The sequence below is a fragment of the Halomonas sp. B23F22_20 genome, from assembly GCF_043496985.1.
Lineage (GTDB): Bacteria > Pseudomonadota > Gammaproteobacteria > Pseudomonadales > Halomonadaceae > Halomonas.
In genome coordinates, this window is the sequence record NZ_JBIEKH010000020.1 from 1 (window position 1) to 18,467 (window position 18,467).

The 18,467-nt window shown below is 66.0% G+C and carries 14 protein-coding genes and 3 tRNA genes; 14 read left to right on the forward strand and 3 right to left on the reverse strand.

Features of this window, described 5'->3' with window-relative positions; translation table 11 throughout:
• Window positions 1–234 precede the first annotated feature (234 nt).
• The 3 genes from ACGTN6_RS15965 (at window position 235) to eno (ending at window position 4,133) form a co-directional block, all read left to right on the forward strand.
• On the forward strand, window positions 235–1,890 hold the full coding sequence (locus tag ACGTN6_RS15965; protein WP_394593431.1) for a CTP synthase: 1,656 nt from the start codon (window positions 235–237) through the stop codon (window positions 1,888–1,890).
• 5 nt (window positions 1,891–1,895) lie between these two features.
• Window positions 1,896–2,747, forward strand: a complete 852-nt coding sequence (gene kdsA, locus ACGTN6_RS15970; RefSeq protein WP_394593434.1) for a 3-deoxy-8-phosphooctulonate synthase — start codon at window positions 1,896–1,898, stop codon at window positions 2,745–2,747.
• Between the two features lie 93 nt (window positions 2,748–2,840).
• Window positions 2,841–4,133, forward strand: a complete 1,293-nt coding sequence (gene eno, locus ACGTN6_RS15975; RefSeq protein ID WP_183388336.1) for a phosphopyruvate hydratase — start codon at window positions 2,841–2,843, stop codon at window positions 4,131–4,133.
• 510 nt (window positions 4,134–4,643) lie between these two features.
• Here eno and fdxA read toward each other — a convergent pair.
• Together fdxA and mutS are read right to left on the reverse strand one after the other, a co-directional pair.
• Window positions 4,644–4,967 carry a ferredoxin FdxA gene (gene fdxA, locus ACGTN6_RS15980; protein ID WP_394593437.1) on the reverse strand — a complete coding sequence of 108 codons (324 nt, stop codon included), beginning with the start codon at window positions 4,965–4,967 and terminating at the stop codon, window positions 4,644–4,646.
• Window positions 4,968–5,239: 272 nt separating this feature from the next.
• Window positions 5,240–7,822 carry a DNA mismatch repair protein MutS gene (gene mutS, locus ACGTN6_RS15985; RefSeq protein WP_394593439.1) on the reverse strand — a complete coding sequence of 861 codons (2,583 nt, stop codon included), beginning with the start codon at window positions 7,820–7,822 and terminating at the stop codon, window positions 5,240–5,242.
• A gap of 147 nt (window positions 7,823–7,969) precedes the next feature.
• Here mutS and ACGTN6_RS15990 point away from each other — a divergent pair, with 147 nt between their 5' ends.
• The 9 genes from ACGTN6_RS15990 to ACGTN6_RS16030 all read left to right on the forward strand — a co-directional run bounded on the left by ACGTN6_RS15990 (window position 7,970) and on the right by ACGTN6_RS16030 (window position 15,078).
• A complete protein-coding gene (locus ACGTN6_RS15990; RefSeq protein WP_394593441.1) occupies window positions 7,970–8,464 on the forward strand; it encodes a CinA family protein in 495 nt (164 codons plus the stop codon).
• A gap of 160 nt (window positions 8,465–8,624) precedes the next feature.
• Complete coding sequence (gene recA / locus ACGTN6_RS15995) at window positions 8,625–9,686, forward strand: recombinase RecA (protein ID WP_394593443.1); 1,062 nt, start codon at window positions 8,625–8,627, stop codon at window positions 9,684–9,686.
• Window positions 9,687–9,689: 3 nt separating this feature from the next.
• The gene (locus ACGTN6_RS16000; protein ID WP_394593446.1) at window positions 9,690–10,163 is read left to right on the forward strand and encodes a regulatory protein RecX; all 474 of its coding nucleotides are present in this window, start codon (window positions 9,690–9,692) and stop codon (window positions 10,161–10,163) included.
• Window positions 10,164–10,293: 130 nt separating this feature from the next.
• Window positions 10,294–12,900, forward strand: coding sequence for an alanine--tRNA ligase (gene alaS / locus ACGTN6_RS16005; protein WP_394593449.1), 2,607 nt, complete (start codon window positions 10,294–10,296; stop codon window positions 12,898–12,900).
• Between the two features lie 107 nt (window positions 12,901–13,007).
• The gene (locus ACGTN6_RS16010) at window positions 13,008–14,258 is read left to right on the forward strand and encodes an aspartate kinase (protein ID WP_183388343.1); all 1,251 of its coding nucleotides are present in this window, start codon (window positions 13,008–13,010) and stop codon (window positions 14,256–14,258) included.
• A 192-nt stretch (window positions 14,259–14,450) separates the two neighbouring features.
• Entirely contained in the window at window positions 14,451–14,654 is a 204-nt protein-coding gene (gene csrA, locus ACGTN6_RS16015; RefSeq protein ID WP_394593453.1) for a carbon storage regulator CsrA, read from the forward strand.
• 86 nt (window positions 14,655–14,740) lie between these two features.
• A tRNA-Ser gene (locus ACGTN6_RS16020) sits at window positions 14,741–14,833 on the forward strand.
• A 22-nt stretch (window positions 14,834–14,855) separates the two neighbouring features.
• A tRNA-Arg gene (locus tag ACGTN6_RS16025) sits at window positions 14,856–14,932 on the forward strand.
• Between the two features lie 69 nt (window positions 14,933–15,001).
• Window positions 15,002–15,078 (forward strand) — tRNA-Arg (locus ACGTN6_RS16030).
• A gap of 151 nt (window positions 15,079–15,229) precedes the next feature.
• Here the strand turns inward: ACGTN6_RS16030 and ACGTN6_RS16035 are convergent.
• Complete coding sequence (locus ACGTN6_RS16035; protein WP_394593587.1) at window positions 15,230–16,186, reverse strand: tRNA dihydrouridine synthase; 957 nt, start codon at window positions 16,184–16,186, stop codon at window positions 15,230–15,232.
• 165 nt (window positions 16,187–16,351) lie between these two features.
• On the opposite strand from ACGTN6_RS16035, the gene ACGTN6_RS16040 reads away from it, so the two are divergent.
• The gene (locus ACGTN6_RS16040) at window positions 16,352–16,603 is read left to right on the forward strand and encodes an OadG family protein (RefSeq protein WP_394593455.1); all 252 of its coding nucleotides are present in this window, start codon (window positions 16,352–16,354) and stop codon (window positions 16,601–16,603) included.
• Between the two features lie 59 nt (window positions 16,604–16,662).
• Window positions 16,663–18,453: a sodium-extruding oxaloacetate decarboxylase subunit alpha gene (gene oadA / locus ACGTN6_RS16045; protein WP_394593458.1), complete on the forward strand. Its 1,791-nt coding sequence runs from the start codon at window positions 16,663–16,665 to the stop codon at window positions 18,451–18,453.
• Window positions 18,454–18,467: the final 14 nt, after the last annotated feature.

Consider the following 18,467-nt stretch of genomic DNA (forward strand, 5'->3'; position numbering starts at 1 on the left):
CCCGCAGCCCGCAGCCCGCAGCCCGCAGCCCGCAGCCCGCAGCCCGCAGCCCGCAGCCCGCAGCCCGCAGCCCGCAGCCCGCAGCCCGCAGCCCGCAGCCCGCAGCCCGCAGCCCGCAGCCCGCAGCGGCGCTTGTCGCTCAAATTGAGCCATTGGTCGTATTCTGCTACGCTGTCGTCCCATCCTGGCGCGGCTTCCTGCCGGGCCTACCGATCACGTTTCGACAGGTTCTCCATGACACGATATATCTTCGTGACCGGCGGCGTTGTGTCCTCTCTCGGCAAGGGCATCGCGTCGGCCTCGCTGGCGGCGATTCTCGAGGCACGGGGCCTCAAGGTCACCATGCTCAAGCTCGATCCCTACATCAACGTGGATCCGGGCACCATGAGTCCCTTCCAGCACGGCGAGGTGTTCGTCACCGAGGATGGGGCCGAGACCGACCTGGATCTCGGCCACTACGAGCGTTTCATCCGCACGAAGATGAGCCAGGCCAACAATTTCACCACCGGTCGTGTCTACGAACACGTGCTGCGCAAGGAGCGCCGCGGCGACTACCTGGGTGGCACCGTGCAGGTGATTCCTCACATCACCGACGAGATCAAGCGTCGGGTGTATGAGGGTGGCAAGGACGCCGATGTGGCGCTGGTCGAGATCGGCGGCACCGTGGGTGACATCGAGTCGCTGCCGTTCCTCGAATCGATCCGCCAGATCAGAAGTGAGCTGGGCGCAAGCCGTGCGATCTTCATGCATCTGACCCTGGTGCCCTACATCAAGACCGCCGGTGAGACCAAGACCAAGCCGACCCAGCACAGCGTCAAGGAGCTGCGCTCCATCGGCATCCAGCCCGATATCCTGATCTGCCGCAGCGAGGTCGAGCTGGAGGAGAGCGAGCGGCGCAAGATCGCGCTGTTCACCAACGTCGAAGAGCGTGCGGTGATCCCGCTGCAGGACGCCGACACCATCTATCGTATTCCGCTGATGCTGCACGAGCACGGCCTCGACGAGTTCGTCTGCGACAAGCTGCGCCTGGAGGCCAGCGAGGCCGACCTGGCCGAGTGGATCCGCGTGCTCGACGCCAAGCTCAATCCGCTCAAGTCGATCAACATCGCCATGGTCGGCAAGTACATGGAGCTGCTCGACGCCTACAAGTCGCTCAACGAGGCGCTGATTCACGCCGGCATCCAGACGCGGATCAAGGTCAATATCGACTACATCGACTCCGAGGACATCGAGCGTCACGGCCCGGAACGCCTGGCCGGCAAGGATGCCATCCTGGTGCCCGGCGGCTTCGGCGAGCGCGGCGTGGAAGGCAAGATCGCCACCGCCCGCTTCGCCCGCGAAAACGGCATTCCGTATCTCGGCATCTGCCTCGGCATGCAGGTGGCGGTGATCGAGTTCGCCCGGAACAAAGCCGGCTGGGACGACGCCAACTCTACCGAGTTCACCCACGACACCCAGCATCCGGTGGTGGGCCTGATCACCGAATGGCTGAGCCCCGAGGGCAAGATCGAGCTGCGCGACGAGGCGTCCGACCTGGGCGGCACCATGCGCCTGGGCGGCCAGGTCTGCCGCCTGGCGGATGGCTCCAGGGCGCGCGAGGCCTATGGCAATGAGGAGATCGTCGAGCGCCATCGCCACCGCTACGAGGTCAACGACCAGTTCGTTGCCGACCTGGAGAAGGCTGGCCTGGTGGTGTCAGGCAGAAGCGTCGACAACTCCCTGGTGGAGATGGTCGAGCTGCCCGATCATCCCTGGTTCGTGGCCTGCCAGTTCCACCCCGAGTTCACCTCAACGCCGCGTGATGGCCACCCGCTGTTCACCGGCTTCGTCAACGCGGCGCTGGAACACAAGGCCGCCCGCACGCGTGCCCAGAGCGCCCCGCAGGAGTGAGCCTCATGTCCGTCTCGGAACGCCTGATCGATGTCGCCGGCCTCCGGGTCGGCAATGACCGGCCGCTGACGCTGTTCGGCGGCATGAACGTGCTGGAATCCCGTGAGCTGGCCCTCGAGGTGGCCGAGGCCTATGTCGAGGTCACCGGCCGACTCGGCATGCCTTACGTGTTCAAGGCCAGCTTCGATAAGGCCAACCGCAGCTCGATCCATTCCTTCCGCGGCCCCGGTCTCGATCGCGGCCTGGCGATCCTCGCCGAGGTGAAGGAGCGTTTCGGCGTGCCGGTGATCACCGACGTTCACGAGCCCTGGCAGGCGTCGCCCGCCGCCGAGGTGGCCGATGTCATCCAGCTGCCGGCCTTCCTGGCTCGTCAGACCGATCTGGTGGTGGCCATGGCCGAGACCGGCGCGGTGATCAACATCAAGAAGCCGCAGTTCCTGGCGCCCCACGAGATGCGCCACATCCTGCGCAAGTGCGAAGAGGCCGGCAACGACCGGCTGATCCTCTGCGAGCGCGGCACCAGCTTCGGCTATAACAACCTGGTGGTCGACATGCTCGGCTTCGGCGAGATGAAAGAGACCGGCTACCCGCTGCTGTTCGACGTCACCCACGCCCTGCAGCGCCCCGGTGGACGCTCGGACAGCGCCGACGGGCGTCGCGCCCAGGTGGCCGAGCTGGCCCGCGCCGGCGTGGCCGTGGGGCTCGCCGGAGTGTTCCTGGAGTCCCATCCGGACCCGGACAACGCCAAGTGCGATGGCCCCTGTGCCCTGCCGCTCGATAGGCTCGAGCCTTTCCTGGCCCAGCTCAAGGCCCTGGATGATCTGGTGAAGGGCCTGCCAGCACTGACAATAGAATAAGGCCGCTTACCCGGACAGCTCCTGCAAGTCGAGAGAGAAATGCGGTTTCCCTATTGACTCAATCAACGCTGACTGACTGAAAGGACGACTCAGATGACCAAGATTGTCGATATTCGCGCCCTCGAGGTGCTCGATTCCCGCGGTAACCCTACTGTTCAGGCGGAAGTGCGCCTGGAGAGCGGTGCCGTGGGGACGGCCTGCGCCCCGAGCGGTGCCTCCACCGGTTCACGCGAGGCCCTCGAGCTGCGTGACGGCGACAAGGCTCGCTATCTGGGCAAGGGCGTGCTGAAAGCCGTGGAGGCCATCAACGGCGCCATCCGTGAGCGCCTGGTCGGCCTTGATGCTCGCGACCAGCGTGCCCTGGATGAGGTCATGCTCGAGCTCGACGGTACCGACAACAAGGCCAAGCTTGGCGCCAACGCCATTCTTGCCGTGTCGCTGGCCGCCGCCAAGGCCGCCGCCAATGCCAAGGGCATGCCGCTCTACGCGCATATCGCCGAGCTCTACGGCCAGCCGAGCCAGTTCCGCATGCCGGTGCCGATGATGAACATCCTCAACGGTGGTGAGCATGCCGACAACAACGTCGACATCCAGGAGTTCATGATCCAGCCGGTGGGCGCGCCCAACTTCCGTGAGGCGCTGCGCATGGGCGCCGAGATCTTCCACGCCTTGAAGAAAGTGCTGGCCGGCCGCGGCCTGTCCACCTCCGTGGGCGACGAGGGCGGCTTCGCGCCCAACCTGGCCTCCAACGCCGAGGCGCTGGCGGTGATCAAGCAGGCGGTGTCTGACGCCGGCTACGAGCTGGGTCGCGACATCACCCTGGCCCTGGACTGCGCCTCCTCCGAGTTCTACAAGGACGGCGTATACGATCTTTCCGGCGAGGGCAAGCAGTACGACGCCGCTGGCTTCGCCGACTATCTGGCCGATCTCTGCGACCAGTACCCGATCGTCTCCATCGAGGACGGTATGGACGAGTCCGACTGGGACGGCTGGAAGGCGCTGACCGACAAGATCGGCGACAAGGTGCAGCTGGTCGGCGACGACCTCTTCGTCACCAATACTCGCATCCTCAAGCGTGGCATCGACGAGCAGATCGGCAACTCCATCCTGATCAAGTTCAACCAGATCGGCTCGCTGTCCGAAACCCTGGACGCCATTCGCATGGCCCAGGACGCCGGTTTCACCGCGGTGATCTCCCACCGCAGCGGCGAGACCGAGGACACCACCATCGCCGACCTGGCCGTGGGCACCGCCGCCGGACAGATCAAGACCGGCTCGCTGTGCCGCAGCGACCGGGTGGCCAAGTACAACCGCCTGCTGGTGATCGAGCAGGAGCTCGGTGATCGTGTGGACTACCCGGGGCGGTCCGCCATCAAGGGTCAGTAATCTCGCCGGAAACGATGATTCATCGTAGGAAATCGCCTACAAGGGGGCGACGAGATCCCTGACTATTTGAGGCCGATACCGACGCCATTCTGGCGTCGGTATTTTTTTATCCATATGAAATTAAAGAATTTTTTTGAATCCGTGAGACATTGAAGACGTCGCAAGTGGCTTAGGGGGCGGTTGAGAAGTTATGGAAGGCTGCCAGAATGGGTAGCGGGACAAGGGAGAGAGGAGCTCTCCCGGCAGGAAGCCACGGGATGCAGTCTCGAGCGAGCCCGGTACGGCAGGATGCCGTTTCCGGGCAGGGAAAGCTCAGGGAGGTCGAGCGGAGGGAGCCGCTCAAGGACGGCTAGGAGCGGGCGGCCTGAGGGCCGCCTTCTTTGCCTCGGTGTTCTCCTTCATCGTAGCGTGAAATAACAATGCCGAATGTCGTGAGACATTCGGCATTGTTGTTTTTAGGCGAAGGATAGTGCTCAGGCGAGGCATGGTGTCCGGGTGTGGCGGCGGGGCTCAGCGCTCGAGTTGCTCCAGCTTGCCGGACTTGCCGTCCCAGTCCTCGGCGTCAGCCGGCGGATCCTTCTTCTCGGTGATGTTCGGCCACACCTCCGACAGCTCGGCGTTGATGTCGATGAACTGTTCCTGGCCCTCGGGCAACTCGTCCTCGGAATAGATCGCCTCGGCCGGGCACTCCGGCTCGCAAAGCGCGCAATCGATGCACTCGTCGGGGTGGATGACCAGGAAGTTGGGGCCTTCATAGAAGCAGTCCACCGGGCAGACCTCGACACAGTCGGTGTACTTGCACTTGATGCAGTTTTCGGTGACGACGAATGTCATGCCAGTCTCCCTTCCTCGGGCCGGGGTGTGCCGCGGCCGATCGGTCTTGAATGTTGAATTGGGTTATAAAAACTTTAGCTTTTATAATAAGTAGAACTTGATCGAACCATTCTAGTCGGCCCGTCCCGTGTCCCGCAAGCCATGAGGCCAATCGCAGCTAGGCTCGGGGCGCCGTCGCCCGTGCAAGCGCTTCTCCACGTGTATGCTCGGTGCCCGTCGCGACGTCTCGCGCAAGGGGTGGCCCGGCTTCGCGGACTCTCGTAAGGACTTGATCATAGGTTCTGCTGCCATTGGTACAGCCACTCCAGTGCCTGGCGTGGCGTCAGCTCGTCCAGCGACAGTCCCGACAGGCTTTCCACGACCGGGTGCGGTGCGCTGGCGAACAGGTCGGCCTGCTGCGGCGTGGTGGTGCCGTCGAGTGGCGCGGGTGCGGCACGCTGGCCCTGGTCGATCTCCTGCTGTTCCAGCGTCGCGAGCTTCTCCCGGGCCCTCGCGATCACGCCTTGAGGTACGCCGGCGAGCTGGGCGACCTGCAGCCCGTAGCTCTGGCTGGCCGGTCCATCCTCCACTCGGTGCATGAAGACGATCCCATCGCGATGCTCGGCGGCGGTGAGATGCACGTTGGCCACGCCGGCGGCCTGCTCGGCGAGCGCGGTCATCTCGAAGTAGTGGGTGGCGAACAGCGTGAAGGCGCGTGTTCGCGTCAGGTGCTCGGCGCTGGCCCAGGCCAGCGACAGGCCGTCGAAGGTGCTGGTGCCGCGGCCGATCTCGTCCATCAGCACCAGGCTGTGGTCGGTGGCGTTGTGCAGGATGTTGGCGGTCTCGGTCATCTCGACCATGAAGGTGGAGCGCCCACCGGCCAGGTCGTCGGAGGAGCCGATGCGGGTGAAGATGCGGTCCACCGGACCGATGCTCGCGCTGTCGGCGGGCACGAAACTGCCGGTGTGGGCGAGCAGGGTGATCAGGGCCGCCTGGCGCATGTAGGTGGACTTGCCGCCCATGTTGGGGCCGGTGATCACCAGCATGCGACGCTCGTCGTCCATGATCAGGTCGTTGGGCACGAAGGGTGCCTCGCTGACCCGTTCGACCACCGGATGACGGCCGCCGCGAATGTCGAGGCCCGGGGTCGAGGGCAGGGTCGGTCGTACCAGGTCCAGGGCGCGGGCGCGCTCGGCCAGCGTCGCCAGCACATCCAGGGAGGCCAGCGCGCGCCCGGTCGCCTGCAGCGGAGCGAGCTCGGCGTTGAGGTCGTCGAGCAGGCTCTCGTAGAGCAGCTTCTCGCGGGCCAGGGCGCGGGACTTGGCCGACAGTGCCTTGTCTTCGAACTCCTTGAGCTCGGGAATGATGAAGCGTTCGGCGTTCTTCAGCGTCTGGCGGCGAATATAGTCCACCGGGGCTTCTCGGGCCTGGGCACGGGGGATCTCGATGTAGTAGCCGTGGACCCGGTTGTAGCCGACCTTCAGGCCGGGCAGGCCGGTGCGCTCACGTTCGCGGGCTTCCAACTGCACCAGGTAGTCGCCGGCGTGCTCGGCCAGGCCGCGGTGCTCGTCGAGCTCGGCGTCGAAACCCTCGGCGATCACTCCGCCATCGCGGATCACCACCGGCGGATTCTCCACCAGCGCCCGGCTCAGGGTGTCGGCAAGCGTCGGATAGGGGCGAATGTGGTGCTTGAGCTCGTCCAGGGCGGTGCCATCCTCGTAGTCGGCGAGCTCGGCTTGCAGTTCGGGCAGCGCGGCCAGCGCATCGCGAAGCCGGGCCAGATCACGAGGGCGGGCGCTGTAAAGCGCCACCCGGGCAAGGATGCGTTCCACGTCGCCGATCGCCTTGAGGGTCTCCTCTAGTGGCATGAAACCGTCGCGATCGAGCAGGGTGGCTACGGCGGCCTGGCGGGCGCTTACCTGGTCGCGATCGCGCAGCGGACGATTGAGCCAGCGCTTGAGCAGTCGCGAGCCCATGGCCGTGGCGGTGGTATCGAGCACGCTGGCCAGGGTGTTGTCGCTGCCACCGCCCAGGTTGACGTCGATCTCCAGATTGCGGCGGCTGGCGGCATCGATCACCACGGCGTCGTCGCGGCTTTCCACGCCGATGGCGGTGACGTGGGGCAGCTGTGAGCGCTGGGTGTCGCGGGCATAGTCGATCAGCACGCCAGCGGCGGTGAGGGCCGCTTCCAGGTGGGCGCAGCCGAAGCCGCGGAGGTCCTGCACGGCGAACTGGTCGCACAGGGTGCGGGTGGCCGACTCGAGGTCGAACAGCCAGTCGCTCTGCCGGCGCAGTCCGCGGCGCCCTTCCAGGGTGGGCGGCAGAGCGAAGCTGTCCGGCACCAGCAGCTCGGCCGGGTCAAGGCGCGTCAGCTCGGCCAGCATTTCGGTCTCGCCTTCCACCTCGAGCACGCTGAAGCGTCCGCTGGAAAGCTCCAGCCAGGCCAGACCCCAGCGCTCCCCAGCCGGATGGATCGCCACCAGCAGGTTGTCGCGCCGGGCGTCGAGCAGAGCCTCGTCGTAGAGGGTGCCGGGGGTGACGATGCGTACCACCTTGCGCTCCACCGGGCCCTTGGCGGCGGCCGGGTCACCCATCTGCTCGCAGATGGCCACCGACTCGCCGGCGGCGACCAGGCGCGCCAGGTAGCCTTCGGCGCTGTGGTAGGGCACCCCGGCCATGGGGATCGGCTGGCCGGCCGACTGGCCGCGCTGGGTCAGGGTGATGTCGAGCAGGGCGGCGGCGCGCTTGGCATCGTCGAAGAACAGTTCGTAGAAGTCCCCCATGCGATAGAAGAGCAATACCTCGGGGTGTTCGCGCTTGATCTTCAGATACTGGGCCATCATCGGCGTGTGCTGCTTGGCGCTGGCCTGTGACATGGGCTTCCTTGACTGGCTGTGGAGACGGCGAAGAACTTGGACATCGAGATGGCGTCAGGGCGCCATGCATCTCGCGGACAAAGCCAGTATTCTACGCCCAAGGATGGCCGTCGTCAGGGCCATCGAGATCGCCAGGGAGGGAAGTCGATGTCCGTATCGCTCGAGACACGCCGTCTCGCCGAACGCCTTGGCGCGCTGTGCCGGGAGCAGGGCGTGAACGTCGTCACGGCCGAGTCCTGCACCGGCGGAGGGGTGGCCAGTGCCATCACCGAGATCGCCGGCAGTTCGGACTACTTCGAAACCGGCTACGTGACCTACGCCAACGGTGCCAAGACGCGCTTGCTGGGCGTGCCCGAGGCGCTGCTGGCTCAGCAAGGCGCGGTCAGCCGTGAGGTGGTCGAGGCCATGGTGGCCGGTGCCTGCGCCGCGAGTGGGGCAGGCCTGGGAGTGGCCGTCAGCGGCGTCGCCGGGCCCGGCGGCGGCAGCGCCGAGAAACCGGTGGGCACGGTGTGGCTCGCCTGGGGTGCACCGGGGCGGATTAACGCCGAGCGACGGAGCTTCCCCGGCGACCGCTCGGCGGTGCGCGAGCAGGCGGTGGAAGCCGCCCTGGCGGGCCTGATCGCCTGGCTGGAGCAAGGCTAGGCCGGCGTCGCTCGTCCAGTGTATTCGGGCTGGCCGAGCGTGCCGTTTTTCGTCATACTACTGTGCAGTCATACAGTGCTTTCGGCGGGCCGGGCGGCCTGCTCACACGACCCACGTTTCGTCACCGCCGTGCCCCACGGCGACCGCTTAGGAGACCCTCATGGCTCAGGACGACAATCGTTCCAAGGCGCTCAACGCCGCGCTTTCCCAGATCGAGCGCCAGTTCGGCAAGGGCACCGTGATGCGCCTGGGCGACACCCCGCGCGTGGTGATGCCGTCGGTATCCACCGGCTCCCTGGGGCTGGACATCGCGCTCGGCATCGGCGGCCTGCCCTATGGTCGCGTGGTGGAGATCTTCGGCCCGGAGTCCTCGGGCAAGACCACCCTGACCCTGTCGGTGATCGCCCAGGCCCAGAAGCAGGGCAAGACCTGCGCCTTCATCGACGCCGAGCACGCCCTCGACCCGAGCTATGCCGAGAAGCTTGGCGTCGACCTCGATGATCTGCTGGTCTCCCAGCCGGATACCGGCGAGCAGGCGCTCGAGATCTGCGACATGCTGGTGCGCTCTGGTGGCGTCGACGTGATCATCATCGACTCGGTGGCAGCACTGACGCCGCGCGCCGAGATCGAGGGCGAGATGGGTGATTCCCACGTCGGCCTGCAGGCTCGCTTGATGTCTCAGGCGCTGCGCAAGATCACCGGCAACATCAAGAACGCCAACTGCATGGTGGTGTTCATCAACCAGATCCGCATGAAGATCGGCGTGATGTTCGGCAGCCCTGAGACCACTACCGGCGGCAACGCGCTCAAGTTCTACTCCAGCGTGCGCCTCGACATCCGCCGCACCGGCTCGGTCAAGCAGGGTGATGAGGTCACCGGCAACGAGACTCGGGTCAAGGTGGTCAAGAACAAGGTATCGCCGCCGTTCCGCCAGGCCGAGTTCCAGATTCTCTATGGCAAGGGCATCTACCATGCCGGCGAGGTGATCGATCTGGGCGTTCAGTGCAAGCTGGTCGACAAGGCCGGCGCCTGGTACAGCTACCAGGGCAACAAGATCGGCCAGGGCAAGGCCAATGCCGCCCAGTTCCTCGAGGACAACCCGGCGATCATGGAAGAGATCGAGAGCGGGATTCGCGCACAGCTGCTGGCCTCGTCGGAGCCCAAGGAGGAAGAGGTCGCGGCCGAGGCGGACCAGGGCGAGCGCGGCGACGACCTGCTCTAAGCCATGCCCGGTTTTGCGCGTGAGACCGACGCGACGCCCCGCGACGATGCCATTCGCCTGCTGGCCCGGCGCGAGTATGCCCGGGCCGAGCTTCGCGAGCGGCTCGCCGCCAAAGGCCATGACGCCGAGGCCGTCGAGGCTTGCCTGGCGGAGCTCGCCGAGCAGGGCCTGCAGTCCGACGAGCGCTTCGCCGAAAGCTTCCTGCGCTCCCGCGTGGCTCGCGGCCAAGGGCCGGTGCGCATCCGCGCCGAGCTCTCGCGGCGCGGCATCGATGACGCCACCGCCAAGGCGGCCTTCATCGAGGCCGGCGGCGAGGTCGACTGGTTCGATCTCGCCGCCGAGGTCCTGTCGCGGCGCTTCTCCGGCCCCGGTGAGGGGCCCCGCGAGCGGGCCCGCCGCGAGCGCTTCCTGGCCGGTCGCGGCTTCGATTTCGACCAGCTCAAACACGCCCTGGCACATGCCTGGGACGACGCCTGATTCCTCTCACCCTTTAGTCGCTTGACGACTGCGCTATAATGGGTCCCTTTGCGAACGCCCCGGGTGGCAGTCCGACGACGGCTGCAACGACCGTCCTGCGGGCCGCCACGCCTATCGCCACGGATACCCCATGAAAAGCGCAGACATCAGACAGGCCTTTCTGAGTTACTTCGAGGAGCAGGGGCATACCATCGTGCCGACCAGCTCCCTGGTGCCGGGCAACGACCCGACCCTGCTGTTCACCAACGCCGGGATGGTGCCGTTCAAGGACGTCTTCCTGGGCCGTGACCCGCGTCCCTACGTTCGCGCCACCTCTGCCCAGCGCTGCGTGCGTGCCGGCGGCAAGCACAACGACCTGGACAACGTCGGCTATACCGCCCGCCACCACACCTTCTTCGAGATGCTGGGCAACTTCAGCTTCGGCGACTACTTCAAGCGCGATGCCATTCGCTTCGCCTGGACCTTCCTCACCGAGACGCTGGGGCTGCCCAAAGAGAAGCTGTGGGTCACGGTGCACGTCAGCGATGACGAGGCCGAGCGCATCTGGAAGGAAGAGATAGGCGTCGACCCCGAGCGCTTCTCCAAGCTCGACGAGGACAACTTCTGGCAGATGGGCGACACCGGCCCCTGCGGGCCGAGCTCCGAGATCTTCTTCGACCACGGTCCCGAAGTCTGGGGCGGTCCTCCCGGCAGCCCCGAAGAGGACGGCGACCGCTACATCGAGATCTGGAATCTGGTGTTCATGCAGTTCGATCGCGACGCGGCCGGCGAGATGCATCCGCTGCCCAAGCCGTCCATTGATACCGGCATGGGCCTGGAACGCATCGCCGCGGTGATGCAGGGCGTGCATTCCAACTATGAGATCGACCTGTTCCAGAACCTGCTCGAGGCGGCGGCCCGGGCCACTGGCCACGGTGACACTGCCACGCCTTCGCTGCGGGTGATCGCCGACCACATTCGCTCCTGCGCCTTCCTGATCGCCGACGGCGTGCTGCCCTCCAACGAAGGTCGTGGCTATGTGCTGCGCCGGATCATTCGCCGCGCGGTGCGTCACGGCCACAAGCTGGGCGCCAAGGGTAGTTTCTTCCACAAGCTGGTGGGGGCACTCGACGTCGAGATGGGCGAGGCCTATCCGGAGCTGCGCGAGGCGCGCCACCAGATCGAGCGCGTTCTGCTCAAGGAAGAGGAGCAGTTCGCCCGCACCCTCGATCACGGTATGGGGCTGCTGGAGGAGGCGCTGGCCGGCCTCGAGGGCGATACCCTGTCCGGTGAGACGGTGTTCAAGCTCTACGACACTTACGGCTTCCCCTATGACCTGACCGCCGACGTCTGCCGCGAGCGCAACGTGTCGCTGGACGAGGCCGGCTTCGAGCGCGAGCTGGAGGCCCAGCGCGAGCGGGCCCGGGCGGCCAGCCAGTTCGGTGCCGACTACGGCGCCGCCCTGGAGCTGGAGGGCGAGACCGACTTCACCGGCTATGAGCGCCTAGAGGATCGTGCCACCGTTACCGCCATCGTCGACCGCGAGGGCAACGCGCTGGCCAAGCTGGTGCCGGAGCAGCGCGGCCTGGTGGTGCTCGACCGCACGCCCTTCTATGCCGAGTCCGGCGGTCAGGTGGGGGATACCGGTTACCTGGCGTTCGACGGCGGCCGCTTCCTGGTCACCGATACCCAGAAGCAGGGCGGTCACCACCTGCACCACGGGGTGCTGCTCGAGGGCGAACTGGCGGTCGGCGCCGAGGTGAGTCCGGGCGTCGATCCGGCCCTGCGCGCGGCCACCGTGCGCAATCACTCGGCCACTCACCTGTTGCACCAGGCGCTACGCATGGTGCTCGGCGAGCACGTCGAGCAGAAGGGCTCGCTGGTGACGCCGGAGCGGCTGCGCTTTGACTTCAGCCATTTCGAGCCGATGACCGCCGAGCAGCTGGCCGAGGTAGAGCGGCTGGTCAACGAGCAGGTGCTGGCCAACGCCGCGACACGCATCGAGCAAATGACCCTGGAGCAGGCCAAGGAGAAGGGCGCCGCGGCGCTGTTCGAGGCCAAGTACGCCGACAGCGTGCGGGTGCTGACCATCGGCGCCGACGACTTCTCGGTCGAGCTGTGCGGCGGCACCCACGTCGCTCGCAGCGGCGACATCGGCTGCTTCCATATCGTCAGCGAGGCCGGTGTGGCCTCGGGCGTGCGTCGCATCGAGGCGATCACCGGCGAGGGTGCGCTCGCCTACTTCCGTGAGCAGGAAGCCCGGGTGGCGCGGATCGGCGAGCGCCTCAAGGCCAAGCCCGAGCAGGTCGAGGAGCGCGTCGAGACGCTGGTCGAGCGTAATCGCGGCCTGGAGAAGGAGCTTGAGCGTCTCAAGGCCAAGCTGGCCAGCGCCGCCGGCAATGATCTGCTGGGAGAGGCCTGCGACGTCAAGGGCGTCAAGGTCCTGGCCAAGCGCCTGGAAGGCGTCTCGGGCAAGGAGCTGCGCGGCATGCTCGACCAGCTCAAGAACAAACTGGGCTCGGGGATCGTGGTGCTCGGCGTGGCCGACGAGTCGGGCGGCAAGGTCAGCCTGATCGCCGGCGTGACCGACGATCTCACCGACCGGGTCAAGGCCGGCGCACTGGTCAATCACGTCGCCGCCCAGGTCGGTGGCAAGGGCGGTGGTCGACCCGATATGGCCCAGGCCGGCGGCAGTGATGTCGCGGCCTTGCCATCGGCGCTGGAGAGCGTTCCGGCCTGGGTCGAAGAGGCGCTCTAGTTCACGATCAGGGGCCGAAGGCAGCGATGCCTTCGGCCCCTGGTCCATCCGGCTTCCATCACGCTTTTCTCATTTCCAACGCTAACCGACACGAGGGACAACGACGCATGGCACTATACGTACAGAAGTTCGGCGGCACCTCTGTGGGCTCCGTGGAGCGCATCAAGGCCGTGGCCGAGAAGGTCAAGGGCTTCCGTGACGCCGGCCATCAGGTCGTGGTCGTGGTTTCGGCCATGAGCGGCGAAACCAACCGCCTGATCGGCCTGGCCAACGACATCAACGACGAACCCACGCCGCGCGAAATGGACATGCTGGTCTCCACCGGCGAGCAGGTGACCATCTCACTGCTGACCATGGCCCTGCACAAGCTGGGTGTGCCGGCCACCTCCTATACCGGCTCCCAGGTCGGCATCATGACCGACAGCGCTCATACCAAGGCGCGCATCCAGCGTATCGAGACCGACGACATGCGCCAGGACCTGGACGAAGGCCAGGTGGCCGTGGTCGCCGGTTTCCAGGGCGTCGACGAAGAGGGCAATATCACTACCCTCGGTCGCGGCGGCTCCGACACCACCGGGGTGGCCCTGGCCGCGGCCCTCAATGCCGACGAGTGTCAGATCTACACCGACGTCGATGGCGTCTATACCACCGACCCGCGCGTCTGCTCTCGGGCCCAGCGCCTGGACACCATCACCGTGGAGGAGATGCTGGAACTGGCCAGCCTCGGCTCCAAGGTGCTGCAGATTCGCGCCGTCGAATTCGCCGGCAAGTACAACGTCCCGCTGCGCGTGCTGTCCAGTTTCCAGGACGGCCCCGGCACCCTGATCGTTGCAGATTCCGACAAAGACGAGGACTCCATGGAAGAACCGCTGATCTCCGGTATTGCCTTCACCGCCAACGAGGCCAAGCTGACCCTGCTCAACACCCCGGACGTGCCGGGCGTGGCCTCGAAGATTCTGGGCCCGATCGCCGATGCCAACATCGAGATCGACATGATCGTGCAGAACGTGGCCCCGGCCGGCGACTACACCGACTTCACCTTCACCGTTGCCAAGGGCGACTACAAGCAGACCCTGCGCATCCTCGAGGAGCAAGTGCTGCCCGCCCTGGGTGAGGGTGAGGTCAAGGGCGACGACAAGATCGCCAAGGTCTCCCTGGTGGGTGTCGGCATGCGCTCTCACGCTGGCGTGGCCTCCAAGATGTTCCGCGTGCTGTCTGAAGAGAACATCAATATCCGTATGGTCTCCACCTCCGAGATCAAGATCTCGGTGGTCGTCGACGAGAAGCACATGGAGCTGGCCGTGCGTGCCTTGCATCAGGCCTTCGGGCTGGACAAGGACGACATCGAAAGCGAATAAAGCGTCGTATCCCGTCGTCAGCTTCTACGCTTGTAGGGAGGTCCATGGCTGCGCCGTGTGGCGGGCTTCCTTTCAACGAGCCCATGGAGTGTCATGGTCGACGCCAGTCGTCGGGGCCGGTGCCCATTCCCGGGCGCCGGCCTTGGCGTAGACGAGCATCCCGCAGTCAGAAGTCTGAGAAGGAGATCAGTCATGCTCATTCTGACCCGCCGAGTCGGCGAAACCCTGATGATCGGTGATGACATCACCGTTACCGTTCTGGGCGTCAAGGGCAATCAGGTCCGTATCGGCGTCAACGCTCCCAAGGACGTTGCCGTGCACCGCGAAGAAATCTATCAGCGCATCCAGCGCGAGAAGACCGACGCGGATGCCGACGACGGCGAAAGCGGAGCCTGAATCGCAATGTCCGTCGCCCGAGAAAAAATCCCGAAGGCGCTGGACATTGCCCTGCCAAATCGGTAGGATACGCACCTGTCGATGCGGGAGAGGTGGCCGAGTGGCTGAAGGCGCTCCCCTGCTAAGGGAGTAAGGGGTTTATAGCCTCTTCGAGGGTTCGAATCCCTCCCTCTCCGCCATCGTCAATGAAGTAGAAGGTCTGCGCCCGTAGCTCAGCTGGATAGAGTACCTGACTACGAATCAGGTGGTCGGAGGTTCGAATCCTCCCGGGCGCGCCATCTTCTTTGGGTGATGACTGCACGTCGTGTACGTATCATCCCCGTACGGTGAACTGTCGCCGTCTTCTAGCGCCCGTAGCTCAGCTGGATAGAGTACCTGACTACGAATCAGGTGGTCGGAGGTTCGAATCCTCCCGGGCGCGCCAGATATCGACCCGCTCTCCTCGTGAGAGCGGGTCTTCTGTTTTGTTATCCTCTTTACTCGCTAGCCGGAGCGGTCAAGCCCATAGAGGGCCCCGACTCCGCGATCGTTCGGGCGCCGTCGCATCGCGACGTGCGCCCTTTTTTTGTGTCGTCTCAGGCGAGCAGGGCGACGTCTCGGCGGGTGTCGGCGCACAGGCCGTCGAGAAAGGCGTCCAGCTCGGTGAGTCGGCGCAGGGCCTGGAAGCGCCGCGCCGCCTCGGCGTCTCGGCTGCGCATATGGTTCAACCATTGTTTAAGGAGCGAGACCACGATCTTGTCTGGAAGTATGTTACGCTGCAATGCAGCATAATCGGCCAGCACACGGGATCTCGTGTCCCAGGTGGTGGGCGGAAGGTGCTCTCCGGTGGCCTGCCAGTGGCGGATCCGGGGCGCCAGGGCGGGATCCGCCAGGGCGCCGCGGCCCAGCATCACGTCGCAGCAGCCCGAGAGCGTGCGTGCCTTCCAGTAGTCCTCGAGCGACCAGATGTCGCCGTTGGCGATCACTGGGATCGACAGCCGGGCGCGGATGCGTCCGATCCACTCCCAGTGGGCCGGAGGGCGATAGCCTTCACGGCGGGTGCGACCGTGGACCACCAGCTGGCGGGCGCCGCCGTCTTCGGCGGCCTGGGCGCAGGCCAGCGCCAGGCGCCTGTCGTCGAAGCCCAGTCGGACCTTGGCGGTCACCGGGATGGTGTCGCCCACGGCGTCGTGCACGGCGGCCACGGCGGCGCGCACTCGCCGGGGATCGCGCAGCATGGAGGCGCCTCCATCGTGGCGATTGACCAGCTTGGCCGGGCAGCCGAAGTTGAGGTCCAGGCTGGTGGCGCCCAGGCGCAGGGCCTGACGGGCATTGGCCGCCAGCGCCGCGGGATCCGAGCCCAGCAGCTGCAGGTGCACCGGCGCCCCGGCAGGCGTGACGGGGCGCGCCTCGGTGAGTTCGGGGCAGTGCCGATGGAAGACCCGCGGCGGCAGCCGGGTGTCGACGACCCGCACGAACTCGGTGACCGTCCAGTCGAAGCCTGGCGTGCGGGTCAGCAGGTCGCGGGTAATGGCGTCGATCACCCCTTCCATGGGGGCTAGGCCGATTCGCCCCGGATGTAGTAAATTAACAACGTCGACTTCCACCATGGCATCATCGCGATTCTTGGGAAGTGTGGCAGCTTATATCATCGTCATCGCGACGCAACTCGTCCTCCAGGCGGACGAGTCGCCAGGATGCCAGCGAGGAGATACCACATGCAGGATACGCAGCTTTTCAATGAGGGCTTCGCCCTGATGGGCCTCGGCATGGGGTTCGTATTCGTCTTTCTGACCGTGCTGGTCATCGTCACCACTCTGATGTCGAAGCTCATCGGTCGGGTCTTCCCCGAGCCCTCGGCCGATCCCGCTCCGGCGGCGTCTGCGCCGGCCCACGCGGTCCGCGACGATGAGCTGATGGCCGTGCTCGGGGCGGCGATCCATCGCTATCGCCGCGAGCACCGCCGCTGAGCCAGTCACCGGCACGCCTGCTTTCCCCCTGATCCCTGAATAACGATAAAGGACTCACCATGAACGATACTGCCCGCCCGCTCGGCATCACCGACGTGGTGTTGCGCGACGCTCACCAGTCCCTGTTCGCCACCCGGCTGCGCCTGGACGACATGCTGCCGATCGCCGAGAAGCTCGATCGGATCGGCTTCTGGTCGCTGGAATCCTGGGGCGGGGCCACCTTCGACGCCTGTATCCGCTACTTGGGCGAGGACCCCTGGGAGCGGATACGGGCGTTGAAGGCGGCCATGCCCAATACCCGCCAGCAGATGCTGCTGCGTGCCCAGAACCTGCTCGGCTATCGCCACTATGCCGACGACGTGGTCGACCGCTTCGTCGAGCGCGCCCGGACCAACGGCGTCGACGTCTTCCGCGTGTTCGACGCCATGAACGATCCGCGTAACCTGGAGCGCGCCCTGCAGGCCGTGCGCCGGGTCGAGGGCCATGCCCAGGGCACGCTCTCCTACACGGTGAGCCCGGTGCATACCCTGGACGGCTGGGTCGAGCTTGGCCGCCAGATCGCCGACATGGGCGCCGACTCCCTGGCGATCAAGGACATGGCTGGCCTGCTCACGCCTTACACGGCCTTTGAGCTGGTCAGCCGGCTGAAGGACACGCTGGACATTCCCATCCACATGCAGAGCCATGCCACCACCGGCATGTCCACCGCCACCGCGCTCAAGGCCGCCGAGGCCGGCATCGACAACGTCGACACCGCCATCTCCTCGATGTCGATGACCTACGGCCACAGCCCCACCGAATCTTTGGTGGCCATCCTTCAAGGCACCGAACGCGACACTGGGCTCGACCTCGAGGCGCTGGAGGACATCGCCGCCTACTTCCGCGAGGTGCGCAAGAAATACGCCGCCTTCGAGGGCTCGCTCAAGGGCATCGACTCGCGCATCCTGGTGGCCCAGGTGCCGGGCGGCATGCTCACCAACATGGAGAACCAGCTCAAGGAGCAGGGCGCCGGCGACCGCCTCGACGAAGTGCTGGTGGAGATCCCGCGGGTGCGCGAGGACCTCGGCTACATCCCGCTGGTCACGCCGACCTCGCAGATCGTCGGCACCCAGGCGGTGATGAACGTGATGATGGGCGAACGCTACCAGTCGATCTCCAAGGAGGTCCAGGCGCTGCTCAAGGGCGAGTACGGCGCCGCGCCGACGGCCTACAACACCGAACTCCAGGCCCGCGTGCTGGAGGGCGGCGAGCCGATCACCTGCCGGCCCGCCGACAATCTCGCCCCGGAGATGGACCGGTTGTCCGCCGAGCTCCGCGAGAAGGCCCGGGCCGAGGGCATTCGCCTGGCCGAGGGCGAGCGCGAGATCGACGATGTCCTGACCTATGCGCTGTTCCCGCAGATCGGTCTGAAGTTCCTCAAGCATCGCGACGACCCTGAAGCCTTCGAGCCGGCGCCCCAGGCCCCGGACGCCCAGGCCCCCGCCCCGGTAGCGCCAGCCGGCGGCCCGGAGACCTATACCGTCACCGTCAACGGCAAGGCCTACGTGGTCGAGGTCGCCGAGGGTGGCGAGATCGAGCGTGTCCAGGAGCAGGGCAGTGCCGCCGCTTCAGCGGCGCCTGCGGCGCCGGCCGAATCCTCGGGCGATACCATTAGCGCGCCGCTCGCCGGCAACATCTTCAAAGTCTGCGTCAAGCCCGGTGACCGGGTGGTCGAGGGCGACGTGGTGATCATCCTCGAGGCCATGAAGATGGAGACCGAGGTGCGCGCGGCGAGCTCCGGCACCGTCTCGTCGGTCAAGGTCGGCGAAGGTGACAGCGTGGCCGTAGGCGACGCCCTGATCGTGCTCTGAGGACGTTGCCCATG